The sequence below is a fragment of the Natrinema salinisoli genome, from assembly GCF_020405205.1.
In the GTDB taxonomy this organism is placed as follows: domain Archaea; phylum Halobacteriota; class Halobacteria; order Halobacteriales; family Natrialbaceae; genus Natrinema; species Natrinema salinisoli.
The window spans coordinates 2,253,375-2,273,912 of sequence record NZ_CP084469.1; the positions used below are offsets into that span (position 1 = coordinate 2,253,375).

The 20,538-nt window shown below is 67.3% G+C and carries 17 protein-coding genes; 7 read left to right on the forward strand and 10 right to left on the reverse strand.

Translation table 11 applies throughout. The features are described from left to right. Positions 1 to 57: 57 nt before the first annotated feature. The 4 genes from LDB05_RS11185 to LDB05_RS11200 all read right to left on the reverse strand — a co-directional run bounded on the left by LDB05_RS11185 (position 58) and on the right by LDB05_RS11200 (position 6,316). A complete protein-coding gene (locus LDB05_RS11185) occupies positions 58 to 858 on the reverse strand; it encodes an SDR family NAD(P)-dependent oxidoreductase (RefSeq protein WP_226004071.1) in 801 nt (266 codons plus the stop codon). Between the two features lie 133 nt (positions 859 to 991). Next, positions 992 to 2,950, reverse strand: a complete 1,959-nt coding sequence (locus LDB05_RS11190; RefSeq protein WP_226004072.1) for a PAS domain-containing protein — start codon at positions 2,948 to 2,950, stop codon at positions 992 to 994. A gap of 92 nt (positions 2,951 to 3,042) precedes the next feature. Beyond that, entirely contained in the window at positions 3,043 to 5,739 is a 2,697-nt protein-coding gene (mutS, locus tag LDB05_RS11195) for a DNA mismatch repair protein MutS (RefSeq protein WP_226004073.1), read from the reverse strand. 247 nt (positions 5,740 to 5,986) lie between these two features. Beyond that, positions 5,987 to 6,316 carry a tRNA-binding protein gene (locus LDB05_RS11200; protein ID WP_226004074.1) on the reverse strand — a complete coding sequence of 110 codons (330 nt, stop codon included), beginning with the start codon at positions 6,314 to 6,316 and terminating at the stop codon, positions 5,987 to 5,989. A 104-nt stretch (positions 6,317 to 6,420) separates the two neighbouring features. Between LDB05_RS11200 and LDB05_RS11205 the strand changes: the two genes are divergently transcribed. Beyond that, the gene (locus LDB05_RS11205; RefSeq protein WP_226004075.1) at positions 6,421 to 7,191 is read left to right on the forward strand and encodes a universal stress protein; all 771 of its coding nucleotides are present in this window, start codon (positions 6,421 to 6,423) and stop codon (positions 7,189 to 7,191) included. Between the two features lie 15 nt (positions 7,192 to 7,206). On the opposite strand, the gene LDB05_RS11210 is transcribed toward LDB05_RS11205, so the two are convergent. The 5 genes from LDB05_RS11210 to LDB05_RS11230 all read right to left on the reverse strand — a co-directional run bounded on the left by LDB05_RS11210 (position 7,207) and on the right by LDB05_RS11230 (position 13,260). Then, entirely contained in the window at positions 7,207 to 7,923 is a 717-nt protein-coding gene (locus LDB05_RS11210) for a universal stress protein (protein ID WP_226004076.1), read from the reverse strand. Then, positions 7,923 to 9,344, reverse strand: coding sequence for an APC family permease (locus LDB05_RS11215; protein WP_226004077.1), 1,422 nt, complete (start codon positions 9,342 to 9,344; stop codon positions 7,923 to 7,925). Before LDB05_RS11215 ends, LDB05_RS11210 begins: the two co-directional genes overlap by 1 nt. A 96-nt stretch (positions 9,345 to 9,440) precedes the next feature. Then, entirely contained in the window at positions 9,441 to 10,415 is a 975-nt protein-coding gene (locus LDB05_RS11220) for a TIGR03560 family F420-dependent LLM class oxidoreductase (RefSeq protein WP_226004078.1), read from the reverse strand. Further along, on the reverse strand, positions 10,412 to 11,773 hold the full coding sequence (gene thiD / locus LDB05_RS11225) for a bifunctional hydroxymethylpyrimidine kinase/phosphomethylpyrimidine kinase (protein ID WP_226004079.1): 1,362 nt from the start codon (positions 11,771 to 11,773) through the stop codon (positions 10,412 to 10,414). The genes LDB05_RS11220 and thiD overlap by 4 nt, the downstream gene beginning before the upstream one ends. A gap of 446 nt (positions 11,774 to 12,219) precedes the next feature. Further along, positions 12,220 to 13,260 (reverse strand): HypE family hydrogenase expression/formation protein, encoded by a 1,041-nt coding sequence (locus LDB05_RS11230; RefSeq protein ID WP_226004080.1) that lies wholly within the window; start codon positions 13,258 to 13,260, stop codon positions 12,220 to 12,222. Between the two features lie 256 nt (positions 13,261 to 13,516). Between LDB05_RS11230 and LDB05_RS11235 the strand changes: the two genes are divergently transcribed. The 6 genes from LDB05_RS11235 to LDB05_RS11260 all read left to right on the forward strand — a co-directional run bounded on the left by LDB05_RS11235 (position 13,517) and on the right by LDB05_RS11260 (position 19,869). Continuing rightward, positions 13,517 to 14,176 (forward strand): heme NO-binding domain-containing protein, encoded by a 660-nt coding sequence (locus tag LDB05_RS11235; RefSeq protein ID WP_226004081.1) that lies wholly within the window; start codon positions 13,517 to 13,519, stop codon positions 14,174 to 14,176. After that, positions 14,169 to 15,794, forward strand: a complete 1,626-nt coding sequence (locus tag LDB05_RS11240; protein WP_226004082.1) for a methyl-accepting chemotaxis protein — start codon at positions 14,169 to 14,171, stop codon at positions 15,792 to 15,794. The genes LDB05_RS11235 and LDB05_RS11240 overlap by 8 nt, the downstream gene beginning before the upstream one ends. Positions 15,795 to 15,876: 82 nt before the next feature. Then, on the forward strand, positions 15,877 to 16,776 hold the full coding sequence (locus LDB05_RS11245; RefSeq protein WP_226004083.1) for a dihydrodipicolinate synthase family protein: 900 nt from the start codon (positions 15,877 to 15,879) through the stop codon (positions 16,774 to 16,776). Between the two features lie 85 nt (positions 16,777 to 16,861). Next, entirely contained in the window at positions 16,862 to 17,965 is a 1,104-nt protein-coding gene (locus tag LDB05_RS11250; protein ID WP_226004084.1) for a putative sulfate/molybdate transporter, read from the forward strand. A 179-nt stretch (positions 17,966 to 18,144) separates the two neighbouring features. After that, a complete protein-coding gene (locus LDB05_RS11255; protein ID WP_226004085.1) occupies positions 18,145 to 18,618 on the forward strand; it encodes a DUF7384 family protein in 474 nt (157 codons plus the stop codon). 120 nt (positions 18,619 to 18,738) lie between these two features. After that, entirely contained in the window at positions 18,739 to 19,869 is a 1,131-nt protein-coding gene (locus LDB05_RS11260; RefSeq protein WP_226004086.1) for a guanosine monophosphate reductase, read from the forward strand. Positions 19,870 to 19,885: 16 nt separating this feature from the next. Here LDB05_RS11260 and LDB05_RS11265 read toward each other — a convergent pair whose 3' ends face one another. Then, entirely contained in the window at positions 19,886 to 20,437 is a 552-nt protein-coding gene (locus tag LDB05_RS11265) for an XTP/dITP diphosphatase (RefSeq protein ID WP_226004087.1), read from the reverse strand. Between the last annotated feature and the right edge of the window lie 101 nt (positions 20,438 to 20,538).

Consider the following 20,538-nt stretch of genomic DNA (forward strand, 5'->3'; position numbering starts at 1 on the left):
TACGTCCCGGATAGCGACGTCGACCGTCACAAAAGCGATGGGGCGATAGTCGATCGCTCAGTCCTCGAGGCCGAGATCCTGCGACATCGAGTTGCCGGCCCGCGGGACGCCCTTGGCGGTCACCGTCTCGCCGTTCATGAAGGAGGCGGCGGGACTGGCGAGGAACTGAGCGAGATCCGCGATCTCCGCGGCGTGACCGATCCGGCGGTCGGTCTCCTCGCGGGACGGCATGTCCTCGCTGTCGATGCCGAGCGTCTCCGCGACGCCGGGCGTCTGGATGAGTCCCGGGGCGATACAGTTGACGCGGATTCCGTCCTCGGCCCACTCGACGGCGAGCGTCTCGGTGAGGCGGATGATCGCCGCCTTCGACGCGCCGTAGTGGCTCTCGCCGGGCGCGGCGTGCTGGCCGTTGACGCTCGAGAGGTTGATGATGACGCCGCCGTCGCCCTCGCGCATGACTTCGCCGGCGAGTTGCGTGCAGTGGACGGTGCTGTTGAGGTTGAGGTCGACGATGGTCTGCCAGCCGTTGGCCGAGATGTCCTCGAACGGCGCGACGAACTCCCCGCCGGCGTTGTTCACGAGGATGTCGACGTCGCCGAACTCGTCGACCGTCTCGTCGACGAGGTTCTGAACCTGATCGCGCTCGCGGACGTTACACTCAACGGCGAGCGCCTCGCCCGCGTCGTCGTCCTCGTTGATCCCGTCGGCGACCGGCCCCACGCGGTCCATCGAACGGGAACAGATCGCGACGTTCGCACCGCTCGCCGCGAGCGTCTCCGCGATCGCCTGGCCGATTCCCTGACTCGCACCCGTTACGATAGCGGTCCTGTCGGAAACGTCGAAGTCCGGTTCGTGCATCGTGTTAACTGGTCGCCTACCGAACCATAGTTGTATCGATCCGACACGTCCGCCCTCGGCCGATCACGGACCCCGTCGGATCGGTAGCCGTCGCTCGAAAGATCGACGCTCGACACCCGTTCGACGGTCACGCTCACCCGCGGTCGTCGGTTCGGGGTAGCTCGAGGCGGACCGTAGTTCCGTCCGACCCGGTTTCCTCGACGGTGACCGTGCCCCGCGAGAGGGTCACGATCCAGTAGACGAGCCAGAGTCCCATTCCGAGGCCGTGATAGAGGGGCTCGACGGACTGATCGCCGGTGAGAATCCGCGCCTCCTCCTCGGGGATGCCGGGGCCGTCGTCGATGATCCGTATCCGGACGGTATCGGGCCCACGGTCCACCCGAACCGCGACCGTCGCCGGCGATCGATCGCTGTAGGCGAGTCCGTTCTCGACGAGTTCCCGGATCGCCGTTTCGATGTCGGGAATCGCCGAAACCGTCGCCCTCGACTCTCCCTCGAGCGTGACCTCGGCGTCGGGGAAGTCCGTCCCGACGGTTCGAATCAATCGGCGGCAGAGCGGCTCGATCTCGATCGGTTTGGTGGAGGGACGCTCGCTCAACAGGCGAACGATCGCTCGGTGTTTATCCGTGAATCCGAGGAGTTGGTCCGCCTCCTCGATGATCGTCTCCGCGGCAGCTTCGGTGGCACTCGGCTCCTCGAGGAGTTGCTCGGCGGTCCCCCGGATGATACTCATCTGGTTGGACAGGTTGTGACGCAGAACCCGATGTAACACCCGGAGTTGCCGGGTCGCTTCCTTTCGTTCGGTGACGTCCTGCTGGAAGCCGACGAAATTCGTCACGTCGCCGTCGTCGTTCGCGACCGGCGCGATCGTGACGCGATTCCAGAATTCGCTCCCGTCACTCCGGTAGTTGCGGAGTTCGACCGTGCTCGGCCGTTCGGCCTCGATCGCCGCACGCAGCTCGTCGACCGGTTCGGGTTCGGTTCGGTCCCCCTGGAGAAACCGACAGTTTCGACCGAGGACGTCTTCGCGCGCATAGCCCGTTAGCTGTTCGAACTGTTCGTTCGCGTAGATGAGGGGATTGTCGTCGTCGGGCGCACTGAGGGTGATCCCGATCGGGGCCTCGTCGATCGCTCGGTTCTTTAACTCGAGTTCCTCCTGACGCTCCGTTCGGTCGGTGACGTCGCGAACGATCCAGAGCCGGCCGTACTGTTCGTCGTCGTCGCCCCGAACCGGCGTCGAATACACCTCGAACACCCGACCGTCCTCGAGGACGACCTCGTCGTGACTGGTTTCCGCGGCGTGATCGACCAGGTTCCCGTCCGGCGTGAGCACCGTTTCCGGCTCCGAGAGCTGCGGGCGGATGTGCTCGAACACCTCCCCGTCACAGGACCCCTCGAGAGCGTCTCGCGGGAGGTCCCACAGGTCGCGGAACTTCGAGTTCCACGAGAGCACGTCCCCGTCGTCGCCGACGACGAGGACCCCCTCCGGCATCGCTTCCTGCTGGGCCTCGAGCAGCGACTGTCTGAACTCGAGTTCCCGCCGCCGTTCGGCGCGGCGGTGATTCCGCAAGGCCCGGTGAACGACGTCCGCGACGTCGCCGGCGAACTGGATTTCGGCGTCGGTCCACTCGCGGCACTCTCCGAGCTGTTCGTGACAGACCATTCCGATCACGTCGCCGTCGGCTCGGAGCGTCGCGTCCAGGAGCGAATCGATCCCCGCGGGCTCGAGGTAGTCGGACTCCAGTTCCTCCGTTCGCGGATCCGAACACGCGTCGACGGCGCTGATCGATCGATGCGTTCGGAGCGCCTCGAAATACGTCGGATACTCGGCGGCGTGGAGCTCCGTCCCGGCAGTGTGGTCGTCCGTCCGACTGTCGTACCGATCGACGCAGCGGACGTGATCGCCGTCGTCGTCGAAGAGCCAGATACTGGCGAACGTGCAGCCGACCGTTCGGGCGGCCGTTTCCGTAATCGAACGCACCGCGTCGTCGAAGTCCCCGTCGACGACAGTCTCGTCTCGCATGAGGTCGAGGACCGCCTCGTGGTGGCGGTGATCCCGCTGCCGGTCGCCGTCCTCGTTCTCGACTGTCATCGAATCATCCCATGTTTCGTATCGGATGGAAAGAACCTTCGGGCCGGTCTGACCTCGAGTCGATGTCATCGAACGTCCCGTCTCGGCGGCCGCTACTCCTCGAGTCGCTCCTGGAGCTCCTGGACTTTCGAGACGAGTTCGATCGGCGGCGTCGTGTTGACGTCGAGCGACTCGAGGTCCGCGAGGACTGCCTGGGCGTCGGGATCGATCGATTCGCCCTCGGCGTCGGGTTCCATCGGCCCCCCGTCGGTCGACGCCGCCTGCTCCTGTGGCTGCCCCTCGGCCTGCGCCTGCGTCTGCATCGTCCCGCTCCCCAGATCGAACACCGCCTGGACGGGCTCGCTCGAGGAACCGCCCTTCGCCTCGATGGCCTTCTCCTCGCGCAGGCGCTCGAGGACGTCTCTCGAACGGTCGACGACGGGGTCCGGAACGCCGGCAAGATCGGCGACGTGGATGCCGTAGCTCCGATCCGTGGGACCGTCGCGGACCGTCCGGAGGAAGGTCACCTCTCCGTCCCGTTCGTCCGCCGCGACGTGGACGTTGGCGACGCGGGGGAGGTTCTCCGCGAGCCCGGTCAGTTCGTGGTAGTGCGTCGCGAAGAGCGTCTTCGCCTTCACTTCGTTGTGGAGGTACTCCGTCGCGGCCCAGGCGATCGAGATGCCGTCGTAGGTCGCAGTCCCACGTCCCACTTCGTCGAGGATGACAAGCGACTCCTCGGTCGCGGTGTGGAGGATGTTCGAGAGTTCGCTCATCTCGACCATGAACGTCGAGCGGCCCTGCGCGAGTTCGTCCAGCGCGCCGACGCGGGTGAAGATGCCGTCGACCACCCCGATCTCGGCCTCTTTCGCCGGAACGAAGCTCCCGATCTGGGCCAACAGGACGATACAGGCGACCTGTCGCATATAGGTGGACTTCCCGGACATGTTGGGTCCAGTGACGACGAGGAAGCCGCGATCTTCGTCCATACGAACATCGTTCGGGACGAACTCCGTCGTCTGTTCGACGACCGGGTGCCGGCCCTGTTCGATTTCGAGCTGGTCGCCTCGATGCAGTTCCGGCTGAACCCAGCGGTTCTCGGCCGCGTGGGTCGCCAGACTCGCCAGCGCGTCGACCGTCGCCAGCGCCCGTCCGACGTTCTGCAGCAGCTCGGCCCGCGAAGCAACCTCGTCACGAAGCTCCTCGAAGAGTTCGTACTCGAGGTCACCGCGTCGCTCCTCGAGGCGCAGGATCTCGCGTTCTTTCTCCTCGAGTTCGTCGGTCGTGAAGCGCTTCGAGTTCTTCAGCGTCTTGAGCTCCTCGTAGTGGTCCGGGACGCCGTCGGCGGCGGACTTGCCGACCTGGATGTAGTAGCCGTCGGTCTTGTTCCGGTCGACGGTCACGTGGCTCAGGCCGTACTGTGATTTCTCCCGCTCGGCGAGCGTATCGAGCCACGATTTGATCTCCTCGTGGCGATCGATCACCTCGTCGAGGTCGTCGTCGTAGCCGTACTGGAGGAGTTCCCCCTGCGTCACCGTCGACGGCGGCTCCTCGGCGATGGCCGCCGCGAGCGTCTCCCGCAACTCCCGTGCGAGATCTCGATCCGGCCGGTCAACGATCCCCGAGAGCGGCGAGTCGGCGAGCTCCGGATTCGACGCGACGATATCGGCTACGGCGGGCAGGACCGCCAGCGTCTCCTGCACGGCGAGCAGATCCCGCGCGTCCGCGCTGCCGTGGGTCGCCTTCGACGCGAGTCGCGCCAGATCGTACGCCTCGTCGAGCGCGTCCTGAAGCTCGTCGCGGGCGAGCGCCGCCGTCGAGAGCGCGGCGACGCTCTCCTGGCGCTCCTCGAGAGTTGCGAGCGAGCGCCGCGGTCGCTGGAGCCACTCTTTCAACAGGCGGCCGCCGGCGCTGGTTTCGGTATGATCGATGGTGTCGAACAGCGACCCGTCGCGCTCGCCTTGCATTGTCTCGGTGAGCTCGAGGTTGCGCTGGGTGGTCGCGTCCAGCGTGACGTGATCGTCGCCGTGGTGGGCCTGAATTCGGGTCATCGAGGCGAGTACGCCAGCGCCGGTTTCCTCGACGTAGGAGAGGATCGCACCGGCCGCTGCGATGGTGGGATCACCGACCGACAGCCGGTCGACGGTCTCGGTGCCGAAGTGGTCTCGGACCCCGTGATCCGCTCGCTTCGGCGCGAACGATTCCGTCTCGTGAAGCGTGAGCGTCGCGTCGACTCGCTCTCTGATCTTGGTCAGCAGTTCGTCGTCGGATCGCACGTCGGGTCCCGGCAGCACTTCGACCGGATCGAACCGGTACAGTTCAGTCAGCGCGTCGTCGGCGTCGGCGGCGTCCGCGACGAGGAACCGGCCGGTCGTCACGTCGGCGAACGCGAGGCCGTACTCGGGTCCGTCCCCGCTCGAGCCGCCGGCGCTCCCGCCACCGTCGACGACCGCCGCGAGGTACTGGGCGTCGGCGTCGCTGGTTTCGAGGAGGGTCCCGGGCGTCACGACGCGGACGATCTCGCGAGCGTGGCCGGACTCCGTCTCGTACTGGTCGGCGACGGCGACGCGGTACCCCCGTTCGACGAGGGCCTTCAGGTAGGGCGTCAGGTCGTCGAGCGGCACGCCGGCCATGGGGTAGGAGGAGCCGTGGGAGGACTTCTGGGAGACTTTGAGATCGAGTTCGTCGCTGACCCGTTCGGCGTCCTCGCCGAAGAACTCGTAGAAATCGCCACACTGCATCGCCAACAGGTCGGCGTCGGTTCCCTCTTTCAGGGAGAAGAACTCTCCGACGATACCGGTCGCCTCGGTCATACTCGGTGACTGTCCGTCCACCGCAAAAACCCTGCGGGATCCGCGGTGAAAGTGGTCGGTGACGATCGGGTCGGGCGGTGGAGCGACGAGACCGACTCGAGGATCGACCTCGGAAGAGTCGAGCGGTGGCTACGGCGGTGGTCGCTCACCGACGACCGCGTCGGCACTGGTCGTTGCGCAACGACAGCAGCCGCTCGACCGCTGTGGACGACCGCGTCCGGGTTCGACCGGTCGCCGGCCGCCGGACCTAGTACAGCGTTCCGCCGAGGGGCACCGACACGTCGTCGTCCGGCGACACGAGCACGGGATACCCCTCGTCGCTCGGGACGCCGATGGTCAGCGCCTCGGATTTGAAGCCGGCGATCCGCACCGATCCGAGGTTCGTCGCACAGAGTACCTGTCGACCGACGAGATCGGCGGCGTCGTAGTGGTGATCCAGCTGGCCGGCGGACTGGATCTCCTCGTCGCCGAGGTCGATCCACAGCTTGGTCATCTTCGGCTTCTCCGCTTCCGGGAACGATTCGGCCTCGATCACTTCGCCGACCTCGATCTCCACGTCGAACGGACTCTCGACCATGTGCCCCGATATTCCCGCACCGAAAATTAGGTGTCGGTTCCCGAGTCGGCGGGTCCGGCAGGGGTATATGATGCGCGCCGTGGTAGGAGCCACCGACTCCAGCCATGTCAGATCCTCGCGATCATCGTGTGCTGATCCCGGTCGACGTCCTCGAGGGCCAGACCGTGCCGGCGACCATCGTCGACGCGTTCGCTTCGATCCCGGTCGTCCTGCTCGCCTATCGCGAACTCCCGGATCAGACCGGAACCGATCAGGCGCGCGAGCAGTACGGCGACCGCGTGCGGGCCGAAGTCGACGAGCTCCGGGCGGTGTTCGAAGACGCCGGCTGTGACGTCACGACGCGAGTCGCGTTCACCCACGATCGCCTGAAGACGTTCGAACGCGTCGCCGTCGACGAATCGTGCGACGCCGTCCTGTTGCTCAACCCGGCACCCGTCCTCGAGACGGTGCTCGTCGCGATCCGAAGCGACGTCAACGTCCGGCACATCGCTCGACTGCTCCACACGATCCTCTCCGGGACGGCCCTCGAGCTGACCCTCCTCCACGCCGCATCGGACGAGGAGGGCCGCGATGCGGGGACGGAACTGCTCGAAACGGCGCGCTCGGAACTGGTCGCTGCCGGCGTCGATGCGGATCGAATCGACACCACGGTCGTCGTCGACGACTCGCCGACGGACGCCATTCTCGAGGCCGCGGCCGACCACGACCTCCTCGTCGCGGGCGAGAGCCGCCCGTCGATCCGTCGCTTCGTCTTCCGCGATCGCGCCGAACGGCTGGCCCGCCGGACGGTCGATCCGGTGCTCGTGGTTCGCGGGGAGTACCTCGAGTCGGACGACGGCCACGAGGAAGCGGTCGACGGCGAGGGCGACGAATAGCGAACGGCCGGACGATCAGTCGCGACGCTCGACCGCATCCTCGGGTTCCTCGAGCCTCCGAACGACGAGCACCGGCCCGACCGATTCCGCGGCGACCCGTTCGGTTTCCTCTCCGAAGACGAGCGAGCGGAGGGACGGCGCCTGTTCGCCCATGACGATCGCGTCGTGGTCGACCGCGGCTTCGACGAGCGACTCGAACGCGGGGTCGTCGCCCGCGAGTTCGATGCCCACGTCGATACCGCGCTCGGAGAGGGTCCGGGCGGCCGCCTCGAGTACGTCCCGACCTTCGGCTTCGTCGTCGGTCGCGAGAAAGAGCGTGACGCCGATATCGCGGTCGGCGACGAGTTCGGCGGCGAACGAGCAGAGCCGATCGACGGCGACGTCACCCGTCAGCGTCACGAGGAGGCGATCAACCGGCCCGGTCACGCCCGTGATGGCGTAGGCGTCGGCCCCCGTCTCCGCGGCGACGCGATCGATCGACTGTTCTCGGTCGTGGGTGAACACGAGACGGTGGTCGGCGCGTCCGCCGGCCGTCTCGAACTCCGCCGTGAGGTCGACGAGGGCGTCGGTCGCCCGCTCCTCGTACTGGAGTCGCGCCTGGTCCGGCGGCGTCTGCTCGGGGAGGACGTGGTACCCCAGTACGGTCACGTCCATCGGTGCGAGCAGCGTCGTCAGCCCGGTCGCAACCGATTCTCCCTCGAGTATCGCCAGCGGAACGAGGACGCGCGTCATCAGAGTGCCCCCTTCAGTTTCACGTCGCGAGCGTAATAGGCGTACCAGCCGGCGGCCGCGACCATGATCGCGATTCCGGTGAGCTGTGAGACGGGCTGCATGAACCCGATCAGGGCGAAACTGGCGATCGCACCGATCGCCGGAACGGCCGGGTAGCCCGGCACCCGGAAATCGGGCTCGTACCACTCCGGCTCGTCTCGGCGCAGCGCGAGCAGCGCCACGCAGATCAGTCCGTACATGATGAGGTGGAGGAACGAGGCGACCTCCGCGAGGAGTTCCACGCGGCCGGTCGCGACCAGGACGAGGATCGGCCCGCCGGCCAGCCCAAGCGCGACGTGTGGCGTGCCGTATCGGAGGTTGATGCGGCTTGCCCACCGCGGTAACAGGGCGTCGCGAGAGACGGCGTAGATGGCGCGGGACGTGCTGAGAACTGACGCGTTGGCGCTGGACATCGTCGCGAGCAGCCCGCCGAAGACGATCGCGAACGCGCCGATCGGGCCGAGGTAGTGGCGGCCGACGTCGACCATCGCCGTCTCGCCGAACTCGGCGAGCTGGTCGCTCCCGAACGCGCTCGTCGCGACGAAGATGGTCACCACGTAGAGGACGCCGACGATGAGCACCGAGCCGACGATCGACAGCGGCAGGTTCCGACCGGGATCTTTCATTTCCCCGGCGACGGTCGCGATCTGCGCGAAGCCGAGATACGACGTGAACACGAGCGCCGCCGTCGTCAATATGGGCATCGTGCCGAACGGTGCGAACCGCTCGGGAGCCGCCGGGTCGCCGATCAGTCCCACCGCATCGAGGCCGCCATACCCGAGAAAGAAGATCAGGATCGAGAGCAACAAGACGACGATCCCGTTCTGGAGCTTCGCCGCGTTTTCCGTTCCCGTCGCGTTGAGTACGGTAAAGCCGGCGCCGAACAACAGCGCCAGCGGAATGACGAGACCGTTGCCGACCGCGATCCCGACTTCGGCGAGCGTATCGACGGCGTAGTAGCCGAAGCCGACGAGATAAAACGCCGTCGCGAACACCAGTCCGAACCACAGCGATAGCCCGACGACCGCGCCGGCGAGCGCGCCTAAGCCGCGAGAGATGAAATAATAGCCGCCGCCGCTTTTCGGCATCGCCGTCGCGAGTTCGGCGGTCGGGAGCGCGACCAACAGCGCCACGATCGCACCGATGCCGAACGACGCCGCCGCGGCCGGTCCGGCACGACCGGCCGCCAGCCCCGGGAAGACGAAAATACCCGCACCGATCATCGTTCCGATTCCGATGGCGAGCCCGCCGGTAAGCCCGAGCGTCCGCTCGAGTTCGGCGCCGTCGGTGATCGTCGCGTCGTCCGTCTCGACCGTCGGTTCGACCTGCGGGGACTCCCCCTCGATGTTGGCGCCAGCCGCCGCCGACGGCCCGCTTTCCATACGATACCACGACTCGGGCCAGCGTGTTAGTACTACTTCACGTTCGACTGATTGTCATCGAGACGATACCGAAACTGCCGAACGGCCTCGAGCGAGCTATTCGATTCGGTCCGCGGCCAGCAGCGTCAGGCTCTCGTCCTCGTCGTCGGCCGCGTTCGGAACCGCGAGCATTACTTCCTCGATCCCGACATCGACGTACTCCGCGAGGCAGTCGCGAACTTCGTCGGGCGTTCCCGTCGGTGCCGTCTCGAGGTATCCCGAGAGGAAGAACTCCCGCGGTTCGGCAGGGCCGTCAGGCAGGAACTCGGACCGGAACGCCTCGCGCTTTTCCTCGGCCGCCGCGGTCGTCTCGCCGACGAAGACGAACAGCTCGGCGGACTTCCGGATCTCGTCGTAGCGCTCCTCGCTCTCGCAGTGTTCCCGGAGGACGTCGAGTTTCTCCGCAAACCCGTCCGGCTCGAGCGTCCCGTAATTCCAGCCGTCCGCGAGCTCGGCGGTGTAACGTAGAGTGAAGTCCTCGCCGCCGCCGCCGATCCAGATCGGCGGATGGGGCTCTTGGACGGGCTGGGGTTCACAGAACGCCTCCTCGAGGTCGACGTCGAGGTGTTCGCCCTCGTGGCTGTACGTCTCCTCGGTCCAGAGCCCCCGTACGATCTCGATCGTCTCGGCGAGGCGGCGGAGCCGTTCGGCCGGCGGTTCCCGGAACTCGTAGCCGAAGCGGTCGTACTCGTCGGCGTACCAGCCGCCGCCGAGTCCCAGCTCGAGCCGCCCGTCGCTCAGCCGATCGACCGTCGCGGCCATCTTCGCGAGCAGCGCCGGATGGCGGTACGACTGGCTGGTGACGAGCGTGCCGAGTCGCACGCGGTCGGTCGCTTCGGCGACCGCACTCAGGGTCGTCCAGCACTCCTGTGTCGCCCGACGCGGATCACCGATCCACGACTGGAAGTGGTCCTCGAGCCAGACCGCGTCGTAACCGAGCGCTTCGGCCTCGAGTGCGGTGTCCCGAACCGTCTCGACGTCGGTCCCGTACTGCGGGAGGACGATTCCGACGTCGAGGTCGGTGACAGTCATTTCGCTACCTCGGTCTCCAGCGCCAGCGTTCGATCCGCGAGCGTCTCCGGATCGGCGGCGACGAGTTTCACGAGCGACTCCTTGCCGACCTCGCCGCGATCGACGACTGCGACCGGCGGCTCATCGCGGTCGGCGAAGGCCTGCCGGGCTCCCCAGCCCATCGTGCTCCCCTCGGTTTCCCTGATCTCGTCGGGTTGTTCGCTGCGGTCGTACTCGGCGACCGGCCACTCGAGCGCCTCGAGCGCCGCCTCGACGTCCGCGTCGAACCGGCAGTTGACCGCGAACCGTAGGTCGGGGACGAACTCCCGCGCCGACAGGAGGAATCTGGCGACGTGGCTCGAGGCCCCGAAGCGAACGCCGCGGTTCGGCTGGACGCCCGAGAGCGTCCGCGTGATCCGACCTTCGACGGCGGCGGTTTCGGCGACGGATTCGGCGTAGGGAGTCGCCCCGACCACGTTCATCCCGACCTCGGGAACGAGCGCAGAGACGTCGGCGTCGACGAACCGATCGACGACCGCCTGGACTTCTTCGGCGGTCGGCTCTCGAGCGGCCTCGTTTCGCAGCGTGACCATGTGGTTGACCGCGCCGTGGCCCTCGCCGACGTCGTAGTAGTAGCGCACCGCGCGAGCGAGGAAGTCGGTCGCGCCCTCGACCGCGGTCTCGAGCGGTTCGCCCGTCGCGAGGCGGGCCGTGATCGCGGCGGCGAGGGCACAGCCGGAGCCGTGGGTCGCGTCCGTCCCGATGCGGGGGTGTTCGAACGCCCGAACGGTGTCGCCAGTGACGAGCACGTCTGTGACTGTCTCTCCCGGGACGTGGCCTCCCTTCACGAGAACCGCATCGACGCCCGTCTCGAGGATCGCCTCGCCGGCCTCCCGGGCGCGTTCCTCGTCAGTCACCGCGACGTCGGTCAGTACTTCGGCCTCGTCGACGTTCGGCGTCGCCAGCGTCGCCTCGCCGAGCAGGTCCTCGTAGGCGCGTTCGGCCTCGGGTTCGAGCAACCGGTCGCCCGAGGTCGCGACCATGACGGGGTCCACGACGAGCGGGAAGTCGAACCCGCGGGCGCGGTCTGCCACGGTTTCGATGACCTCGGTCGTCGCGAGCATCCCGGTCTTCGCCCCGCCGACCGCGAAGTCGTCGGTGACGGCCTCGAGTTGGGCTTCGATCTCTTCGACGGGCAAGACGTGCGAGGACTGGACGCCGCGGGTGTTCTGGGCGGTGACGGCGGTGATCGCCGAGGTTCCGAAGACGCCGTGGGCGGCCATCGTGGCGAGGTCGGCCTGGATCCCTGCGCCGCCGCCGGAGTCGCTGCCCGCGATCGTCAGCGCGACCGGCCGGCTGTCGGGTGCTGGTGTTCTCATACGAAAGGGTATTCTCGGGTTATACTAAGCGGTGATGGTCAGCGACGCTGAGAGTCCGACGCTTGCTACCTGCGGTGGCGCGTGCGGAGCCGCAGTGAGTGGATAACGAACTGCGGCTCAAACCCACGCGAGGGATGAGCGAGTGAACACGGTGAACGAGCGAATCGGCTGGGGAGGGAGTGGTACCCATTGAAGCCACGTCAGTGGGAAAGCCACGGCCGGTTATGGCCCGCCACTCCTGCTGGGAACACGGAGAGCCACGCCCTCCCCAGCCGATTTCTACTCACGGACGCGAAGCGTCCGTTCGTATGGTTCGCGGGACCGAAGGTCCCGCGCTAACGCTCACGCCTCCGGCGTTCGCTCATCGCGACTCCGCACGCGCCATCGCATACCGGCCGGACGGACTGAAACAGCTCGAGTCCGTCGACACCGGTTCATTCGATCAGTTACGAATCGGCGTCGTCGGCCGCCCTAGTCGCCAGTTCCGCGTACGCCGCCCACGACGGATCGACGGCCGGGTGCTCGAGCCGGTCCCCATCAACGAATACCGCCCCGCCCTCGTCTCCCGCCGCTTCGACGCGGCCGATTTCGGCGACCGGCGTGTTCCGGTCCTCGAGCGCGCCGCGTACGTCGTCCACGCCGTCGGGATCGACCGCGATCACGAGCGAGCCACAGCTGGTCGCTGCCCAGGGGTCGTACGCGAGGGCGTCGCAGACCTCGCGGACGCCGGGGCGCATCGGAACGGCGTCGCGATCGATCTCGAACCGGACGCCCGCGCCGTCGGCCATCTCGTTCAATGCACCGGCGAGACCGCCTTCGGTCACGTCGTGCATCGCCCGCACCGGCCCCGCGGCGGCCGCCGTGAGTGCGTCGCGGACGGCGAAGACCTCCTCGAGGCGCTCCTGTGCGTCTGCGAGCACGTCGCTTGGCAACTCGAGTTGGTCGCCGTAGAGCGTACTCAGCAGGCCGACGGACTCGACTGCGGGGCCGTTCGTCAGGAGGAGTCGGTCGCCGGGACAGGCGCCGTCGGGACGGACGATCTCGTCGTGGTCGCCGACCCCCATCGCGGTGGCCGCGCCGACCCACGGGTGAGAGACGTCCCCGTAGCGGGCCGTATGCCCCGTGACGATCGAGACTCCGAGATCCGCACACTCGGCGTGGATCGTCTCCCAGATCGTCGCAAACTCGTCGTCGGTCAGCCCTTCGGGGAGGGTAAAACAGATCGAGAGATGCGACGGGGCCACGCCGCTGACGGCCACGTCCGCGAGGATGAGGTCGAGCGCGAAGCGGGCCGCCCGCTCGAGGCCCAGTGCGGGAAGGATCGAAACCGGATCCGTGGCGGTGACCAGCGCCCGCCCGCCGATATCGAGGACGCCGAAGTCGACGCCGTGGGTGGGACCGAGGGCGACGTCGTCGCGGTCGGCACCCAGATTCGGTGCGATGTGGCGTTCGAAGAACGCCCGATCGATTTTTCCGAGATCGCTCACGTTCGATCGATCCCGGTCGGGTACCTTATCCGTAATGATTCGCCGGTAGAATCACGACACGACATACATAATTGAACGGATATATATGATTATAAACTCATCACTGGCGTCATGAGTTTGCCTTACATGATCGGTTACTACCCAACAATGCAGGGACAGCGACTAACCTTCAATAGTCACTAATTATTTTGACAGTCGTGAAATTTGATATATTCGCCCCGATTTCGGGTGGAGAAAGGGGAGACAGAGAGGCGCCATGCACGGTATAATTCTGAAGACGCTGCAGGCGTTCGTCGTCGATACCTACGGCGAGGACGCCTGGCTCGCAGTGCAAGAGGAGGCCGACATCGAGGAGAAAGTCTACGTGCCCGTCACCGTCTATCCGGACGGCGACGTCTACGAGATCGCGCGGACCGCCGGCGAACTCACCGACCAGAGTCCGCGGACGATCCTGACCCAGTACGGAGAGTGGGTCGTCCCGGCGCTGCTCGAGACCTACGATCTCCACATCGACGACGAGTGGGAAGGCCTGGAACTCATCGCGAACATCCAGCAGTTCCACACGTCGCTGCGGACGCGGGACATGACGACGCTGACGACGCCCCGAATTCGATCGGAACGGATCGACGAGAACCGGGTTCGGATCACCTACGACTCGGACCGAAAGCTGTGTGACGTCGCTCGCGGCGCGATCCAGGGCGTCGCCGAGCGCTTCGACGAGGAACTGATCGCGGAGGAGCGAACCTGTATGCACGAGGGGGCCGAGGAGTGCCAGTTCGATATCCGGCGGAACGTGCCCAGGGACGCCGAAAGCGAACGAAAATCGCAGTCGGATACCGAAGCCGAATCGAAAACGGGGTTCGAGTTCGAGTCCGAACCACCGACCGACGCTCCCAGCGGGGGAACGAATGACTGAGTCGACGGCGGCCACCGACAATACGTCGGCGCTCCCGACGGCGATTCAGTCCGACGCGCCGATCGGGTTCGGCGTCGCGGTCGCGCTGGCGGGACTGCTCGCCGTCGTCGGTACCGCAGTCGCACTCGGCGGACTGACGACCACACCCCTCGGCGTCGGAATCGCCGGCGTCGTCGCGACGGGCGCGAGCGCAGCCGCGATCGCTGCCGTCTCGGACGCCCGATCCGCACCGCGTCAGCGCGACGAGCTCCGCCAGAGAATCGCCGACGTGACCGACCGGACCGCCCGTCTCGAGAACGAGGAGTACGACGTTTCATTCGCGACGGGTCGGGACGACGAGTTCGGCGCGCTCGAGGACGCGCTCGCCGGGATCCGGAACCAACTCGCGGCGGGCGAGCAGACTGACCGATCGCTGGACGAACTCGAGAGCACGGTCGAAGCACACGCCGAGACGACGCGAGCGGTCGCCGCGGGCGACCTCATCCGACGGTTCGAGCAACGCGGGACCCACGACGCGATCGACGAGTTGGCCGGCAACTCCAACGCGATGCTCGCGGAGATCGAGGGCACCTTCGGGACGCTGAAGTCGTTCTCCGGCGAGACCGTCACCTACAGTCGCGAGCTCAAAACGAGCATGGAGACGGTGCAGGCGGAAGGCGAGCGCACGAGCGAGGCGCTCACCGAGGTCGTCGCGGACAACAGGGACCAGAACGACCAGCTCCAGACCGTCGCGACCGAGATGGAATCGTTCTCGACGACGATCGAAGAGATCGCCGCGACGGCCTCCGAGGTCGCCGACACCGCCGACAGGACCGCCAGAGTCGGCCAGCAAGGGAGCGAGGCCGCCGGCAATGCGATCGAGGGGATGGACGTGATCGACGCGGAGACCGAACGCACGCTCGAGGAGATCGAAGGGCTCGAGGCGGAGGCCGAGCAGATCGACGACCTCGTCGAGTCGATCAGCGACATCGCGGAGCAGACGAACATGCTCGCGCTCAACGCGAACATCGAGGCGACCCGGACCGACGACGGCGGCAGCGAAGGGTTCGGCGCGGTCGCCGACGAGATCCAGAACCTCTCCGAACAGGTCTACGACTCCGTCCAGGCCGTCGAGGAGCGCCTCGAGGGCCTCAGGGACCGGGCGATGTCGGCGGCCGACGAGGTGCGAACCAGCCGCGGTCGCATCGAGGACAGCGTCGCCGACGTCGAGGAGGCCGCGAACGCCCTCGAGCGGATCGCCGAGCTCGCGGGCGACACGAACGACGGCGTCCAGGAGATTTCCGCTGCGACCGAGGAACAGGCCTCGGCGACCGAAGAAGTCGTCGTGCTGGTCGAATCCGCCGCCGAAACCAGCGAGAAGACGGCAACGACGTCTGCGAGGGCCGCCCGCCGAGCATCCGCTCAGGCCGACGCCCTCTCCCACGTCGCCCGGAGCGCGACGGTGCTCACCGAACAGGCCGGCGAGTTGAACGCGCAACTCGAGCGCTACGTCACCGAAGGCGGCTACGACCTCCCCGAGGCCCGAACCGCCGACGACGTGGATCCGGATGCGGTCTCGACCGCGACGTCGACGCCGGAGACGATCGGCGACGGAAGCGGCGGGAGCGAAACCCGGTAGGGGCGTCCCGGTCGACTCGACTACGGGGAGATCGGTCTCGTAAACGCCCAGTATTTTGACCCGTGCCGCCAATCGCCCGTTCATGCACGGTACTGGCGTCCCGCTCGTGACACCGTTCGACGATTCCGGCACCGTCGACCGCGACCGGCTTCGAGCACTCGTCGCATGGCTCGAGGACCGCGACGTTGACTTTCTCGTTCCCTGCGGATCGTCGGGCGAGGCCCCGCTGCTAACGACCGACGAACGGATTCGCGTCGTCGAAACCGTCGCCGAGGCGACCGACCTCCCGGTGCTCGCGGGCACCGGTCACGAAGGGTTCGAACCGACCCTCGAGACGACCGAACGCGCCGCCGCGGCCGATGCGGACGCCGCGCTCGTCGTCACGCCGTCGTACTACGGCTCGGACGACGAGGCGCTGGCCGCCTACTACCGCGACCTCGCGGACGACTCGCCGATCCCGATCTACCTCTATAGCGTTCCGAAATTCACCGATCACGCGCTCGCACCGGAAACGGTCGCCTCGCTGGCCGCCCACGAGAACGTCGCCGGCATCAAGGACTCGAGCGGGAGCCTCGAGGCCCTCCAGCGACTCGTCCGCCTCACCGCAGACGAGGAGTTCGCGGTGCTGGTCGGCAGCGGGAGCTTCTATGCGGCGGGCCTCACGGCGGGTGCCGACGGCGGCGTGCTGGCACTGGCGAACGTCGTTCCCGAGCGGGCCAAGGAGATCTACCGACTGCACGACGCCGGTCGGGGAGACGCCGCGCGAGCCCTGAATGCCGATCTCGTCGAACTCAACCGCGCCGTGACGACGCGCTACGGCGTTCCGGGTATCAAGGCTGCGCTGGCTACGCGCGAACAGCCGGTCGGCTCGCTCCGGCGACCGCTCCAGCCGCTCGCGGAGACCGCTCGAGGAGACATCGAGTCGGTACTCGCGGACGCGCTCGAGGCGACGGGTGACACGGATCCGAGTCCGTCGACGTAACCGAAAGTGGCATCGAATAGCGGCGGGAGAAACCGTCCGCAGTTACTGCCAAGAGTCAAGTTTTTCCCCGAGTTATCGGAGATAGATGGCGTACTCGTTCCAGTCGCGGACCGATACCGACCTCGAGTTCTCCGCGAGCGAGCTCACGGGTGCGCTAGGTGATTCGGTTACGGTGTTGCCGCTGGTCGTGGCGCTGGGGGCGACGACGAGCGTCTCGCTCCCGCACGTCCTGATCGGGTTCGGCGTCTTTCAGATCGTCTGGGGGCTGTACTACGGGATGCCGCTCTCGGTCGAACCGATGAAGGCGCTGATCGGACTGGCGATCGTCGGCACCCTCTCGTACGCCGAACTCGCCGCTGCCGGACTGGTCGCCGGCGGTATCCTCCTCACAGTCGGCCGGCTCGGACTCGTCGGTCGGCTCCAGCGGGTCGTCGGCGAACCGGTCATCCGCGGCGTACAACTCGCCGTGGGGCTGCTCCTGCTCGAGGCGGCGGTCGACCTCTCGCTGGGGAACATCCCCGTTGCGGCGGGCGGCATAGCGGTCGTCGGTCTGCTGGCACTCCTCGGCTACCGCCAGGCGAGCGTCCTGGTCGTACTCGGGCTCGGCGGGGTCGCGGCCGTCGCGACGGCCGGCGTTCCGACGCCGGCGATCCCCGAGCTCGCGGTCTTTCCGGCCGGTTCGCCGTCGATCACCGCGGCTGCGCTCGAGGGGACCGTCGCCCAGCTCGGCATGACGGTGGGCAACGCCGCGATCGCGACGGCCCTGCTCTGTGGCGATCTCTACGATCGCGACGTCTCGGCAGACGACCTCTCGACGAGTATGGGCGTGACCTGTCTCGCGGCGATCCCGCTCGGTGGCGTGCCGATGTGCCACGGGAGCGGCGGTCTCGCCGGCAAGTACGCCTTCGGCGCGCGAACCGGCGGGGCGAACGTACTGCTTGGAATCGGCTACCTCGCGCTCGCACTGGTCGCCACCGGTGCCCTGCTGGCCGCGTTTCCGATGGCCGTTCTCGGCGTCTTGCTCGTCGTCGTTGCGCTCGAATTGGCTCGAGCGGCGTTCGAACCGATCGCCGGCAGACGGGCGCTGGCGGTCGTTCTCGGCGTCGGGATCCTCGGACTGGTGGGTAACGTCGGCGTCGCGTTCGTACTCGGAACGATCGCGTTCTGGTTGCTCTCGCGGCGGTCGTGAACGCCGGACGCTTCGCCGGCGGACTCGAGTCGGACGACCTTTGATGCCGTAGTACCAACCGCCACCGATGGCTACGAGCTGGGCCGACCTGTTCGACCGCGGGGCGGCGTACGACGGCGATCTCGATCATGTCCGAAGCGAACTCGCGGCGATCCGGGAGGACGCGGAGGGGACGGACGATGCCTGACGATCCGGATCCCGCCCGCGTCGTCGCGGACGCCGACGTGCTCGCGGCCGACCTGCTCGTCGGCGGCGAGGCGCGCGAGGCGCTGGATCACGTCCGACGCCACTCGTGGGTCGACCTGATCGCGAGCGACCCGCTGCTCGAGGAGACGGAGCGACTCGTCGCGCGACTGGCCGACGCGGAGCTGGCCGCCGACCACCGCGAGCGACTCGAGGCCGAGTGCGTCGCGGTCGACCAACCTGAGGGCGATCATCCGGCGCTGGCGTCGGCCTATCAGGGCGGAGCGGCACACCTGCTATCCTACGACGAGCGGCTTCGATCGGCCAGAGCCGGACTCACGCTCCAGCCCCGCGTGTCCGTCAGCGTCCGCCCGCCGGACGCGTTCGCTCGCCTGTTCGATCCCGCGAGCCTGTACGACGCCGTCGAAGGTGGCGAGTATCCGGGGCCGGATCGGGATCCGCGAGCGTAAGGGAGGTCCCGTGACCAACGCTGACCGTGACAGCGATACGAGGCCCTTACTGTGTCTATTTGTGGTCCGTGTGGTCAGGCGTGAATCTTATGGGCCGGAGGGTCCTCTATCGTACGGGAAATGAACGATCTACGTACCGGATTGAGCTACGGGGACGTGCTCCTCGTTCCGAACCGATCACCGGTCGATAGCCGCAGTACCGTCGACCTCTCGACGAGTCTGACGCCGGACGTCGAGTTGGACACGCCGCTGGTCTCCGCCGCGATGGACACCGTCACGGAGGCCGAACTGGCGATCGAACTCTCGCGGGTCGGCGGGTTCGGCGTCCTGCACCGGTTCCTCACGCCGGACGAACAGGCCGAACAGGTCGCACAGGTAACCGCCGCCGACGAACGGGTCGGTGCTGCCGTCGGGATCGACGAAGACTACGTCGGGCGCTGTCGGAAACTGGTCGAGGCCGGCGTCGACGTGCTCGTCGTTGACGTCGCTCACGGCCACCTCGAGCGAACGCTCGAGGCCGTCGAACGCCTCCGGGCGGAGTTCCCGGAAACTGACCTCGTCGCCGGCAACGTCGCGACGCCCGCCGGCGTCGAGGACCTCGCGGCCGCCGGAGCCGACTGCGTGAAAGTCGGTATCGGCCCCGGTTCCCACTGCACCACTCGAAAGGTGGCCGGCGCGGGCGTCCCGCAGCTGACCGCGGTCGACGACTGTGCGACCGCGGCCGAGGAGCTGGACGTCACCATCTGTGCCGACGGCGGTATTCGTACCTCCGGCGACGCGGTGAAGGCGCTGATGGCTGGGGCTGACACGGTGATGCTCGGGAGCCTCTTCGCCGGAACCGAGGAAGCGCCGGGGACCGTCGTCGAAGTCGATGGCGCACGGTACAAGCGCTCGCGGGGAATGGCGACGACGACGTCCGCGAAAAAGCGCGATGACAAGGATGCCGACGTCCGCGCCGACGAGGGCGTCGAGGCGCTGACCCCGTACAAGGGGCCGGTGGCCGACGTCGTCGAGGAGTTCTGCGCCGGCATTCAGTCGGGCCTCTCCTACTGTGGTGGGCGGACGATCCCCGACGCCCGCGACAAGGCCGAATTCATTCGCGTCGCACCCAGCGCGAAGGAGCGGGAGGGGTACCACGCGGATCAGGACTGGGAGGGTGTCAGCGTCGACACCGAAGCGAAGACGGTCACCGAATCTCAGCTGGCGGCGGACGACGAAACGGCGAGCACGACCGCCGAAAGCGACGACTGACGGTCGCCCGATCCGACTACTCGTCGCGTCCGGCGAGCCACTCCGCGAACTCCCCCAGCGCGCGTCCGCGGTGGGAAATCGCGTTCTTCTCCTCCGTGCTCATCTCGGCCATCGTCTGCCCGTTGTACTCGAAGATCGGGTCGTAGCCGAACCCGCCCTCGCCGCGAGGTGCGACGAGGGTGCCGGACACCGAGCCCGCGAACGTCTCGGTAGCGGTCTCATCGGCGTAGGCGAGTACAGTTCGAAACTTCGCGCGTCGGTTCTCCTCGGCCTCCGCGAGCCGCCAGAGCCGTTCGACTCCCACGGTGTCCTCGACGTACGCCGAATAGGGGCCCGGAAACCCACCCAGCGCGTCGACGAACAGCCCCGCGTCGTCGACCAGCACCGGCTCGTCATTCCCTAACTCCTCGAAGGCCTCGCGGGCGCCGTGGGCCGCGATCTCCCCGAGGGAGTCGCTCTGAATCTCGGTGTAGTCGTACTCGATCTGTTCGACGGATTCGACTCCGTCGAGGTAGTCCCGCGCCTCGCGGACCTTCCCCTCGTTGCCGGTGACGAATCGAATGGCCATGTACGAGGCGGGGTTCGCGGGCGGAAAATAGGCGTCGGTTGGCCGCTGTCGGTCCGCGAGCCGTGTCGCGTCGTCGTCGCGTTCGCGCCGCCGTTCGAGGG

Bases quoted from the DNA above. Each gene is read 5' to 3' on its own strand.
- LDB05_RS11240 (WP_226004082.1), top strand. From the start codon at position 14,169: ATGACTGAGTCGACGGCGGCCACCGACAATACGTCGGCGCTCCCGACG.
- LDB05_RS11235 (WP_226004081.1), top strand. From the start codon at position 13,517: ATGCACGGTATAATTCTGAAGACGCTGCAGGCGTTCGTCGTCGATACC.
- LDB05_RS11260 (WP_226004086.1), top strand. From the start codon at position 18,739: ATGAACGATCTACGTACCGGATTGAGCTACGGGGACGTGCTCCTCGTT.
- LDB05_RS11265 (WP_226004087.1), bottom strand. From the start codon at position 20,437: ATGGCCATTCGATTCGTCACCGGCAACGAGGGGAAGGTCCGCGAGGCG.
- LDB05_RS11250 (WP_226004084.1), top strand. From the start codon at position 16,862: ATGGCGTACTCGTTCCAGTCGCGGACCGATACCGACCTCGAGTTCTCC.
- LDB05_RS11200 (WP_226004074.1), bottom strand. From the start codon at position 6,316: ATGGTCGAGAGTCCGTTCGACGTGGAGATCGAGGTCGGCGAAGTGATC.
- LDB05_RS11205 (WP_226004075.1), top strand. From the start codon at position 6,421: ATGTCAGATCCTCGCGATCATCGTGTGCTGATCCCGGTCGACGTCCTC.
- LDB05_RS11185 (WP_226004071.1), bottom strand. From the start codon at position 858: ATGCACGAACCGGACTTCGACGTTTCCGACAGGACCGCTATCGTAACG.
- LDB05_RS11210 (WP_226004076.1), bottom strand. From the start codon at position 7,923: ATGACGCGCGTCCTCGTTCCGCTGGCGATACTCGAGGGAGAATCGGTT.
- mutS (WP_226004073.1), bottom strand. From the start codon at position 5,739: ATGACCGAGGCGACCGGTATCGTCGGAGAGTTCTTCTCCCTGAAAGAG.
- LDB05_RS11255 (WP_226004085.1), top strand. From the start codon at position 18,145: ATGCCTGACGATCCGGATCCCGCCCGCGTCGTCGCGGACGCCGACGTG.
- thiD (WP_226004079.1), bottom strand. From the start codon at position 11,773: ATGAGAACACCAGCACCCGACAGCCGGCCGGTCGCGCTGACGATCGCG.
- LDB05_RS11245 (WP_226004083.1), top strand. From the start codon at position 15,877: ATGCACGGTACTGGCGTCCCGCTCGTGACACCGTTCGACGATTCCGGC.
- LDB05_RS11190 (WP_226004072.1), bottom strand. From the start codon at position 2,950: ATGACAGTCGAGAACGAGGACGGCGACCGGCAGCGGGATCACCGCCAC.
- LDB05_RS11215 (WP_226004077.1), bottom strand. From the start codon at position 9,344: ATGGAAAGCGGGCCGTCGGCGGCGGCTGGCGCCAACATCGAGGGGGAG.
- LDB05_RS11220 (WP_226004078.1), bottom strand. From the start codon at position 10,415: ATGACTGTCACCGACCTCGACGTCGGAATCGTCCTCCCGCAGTACGGG.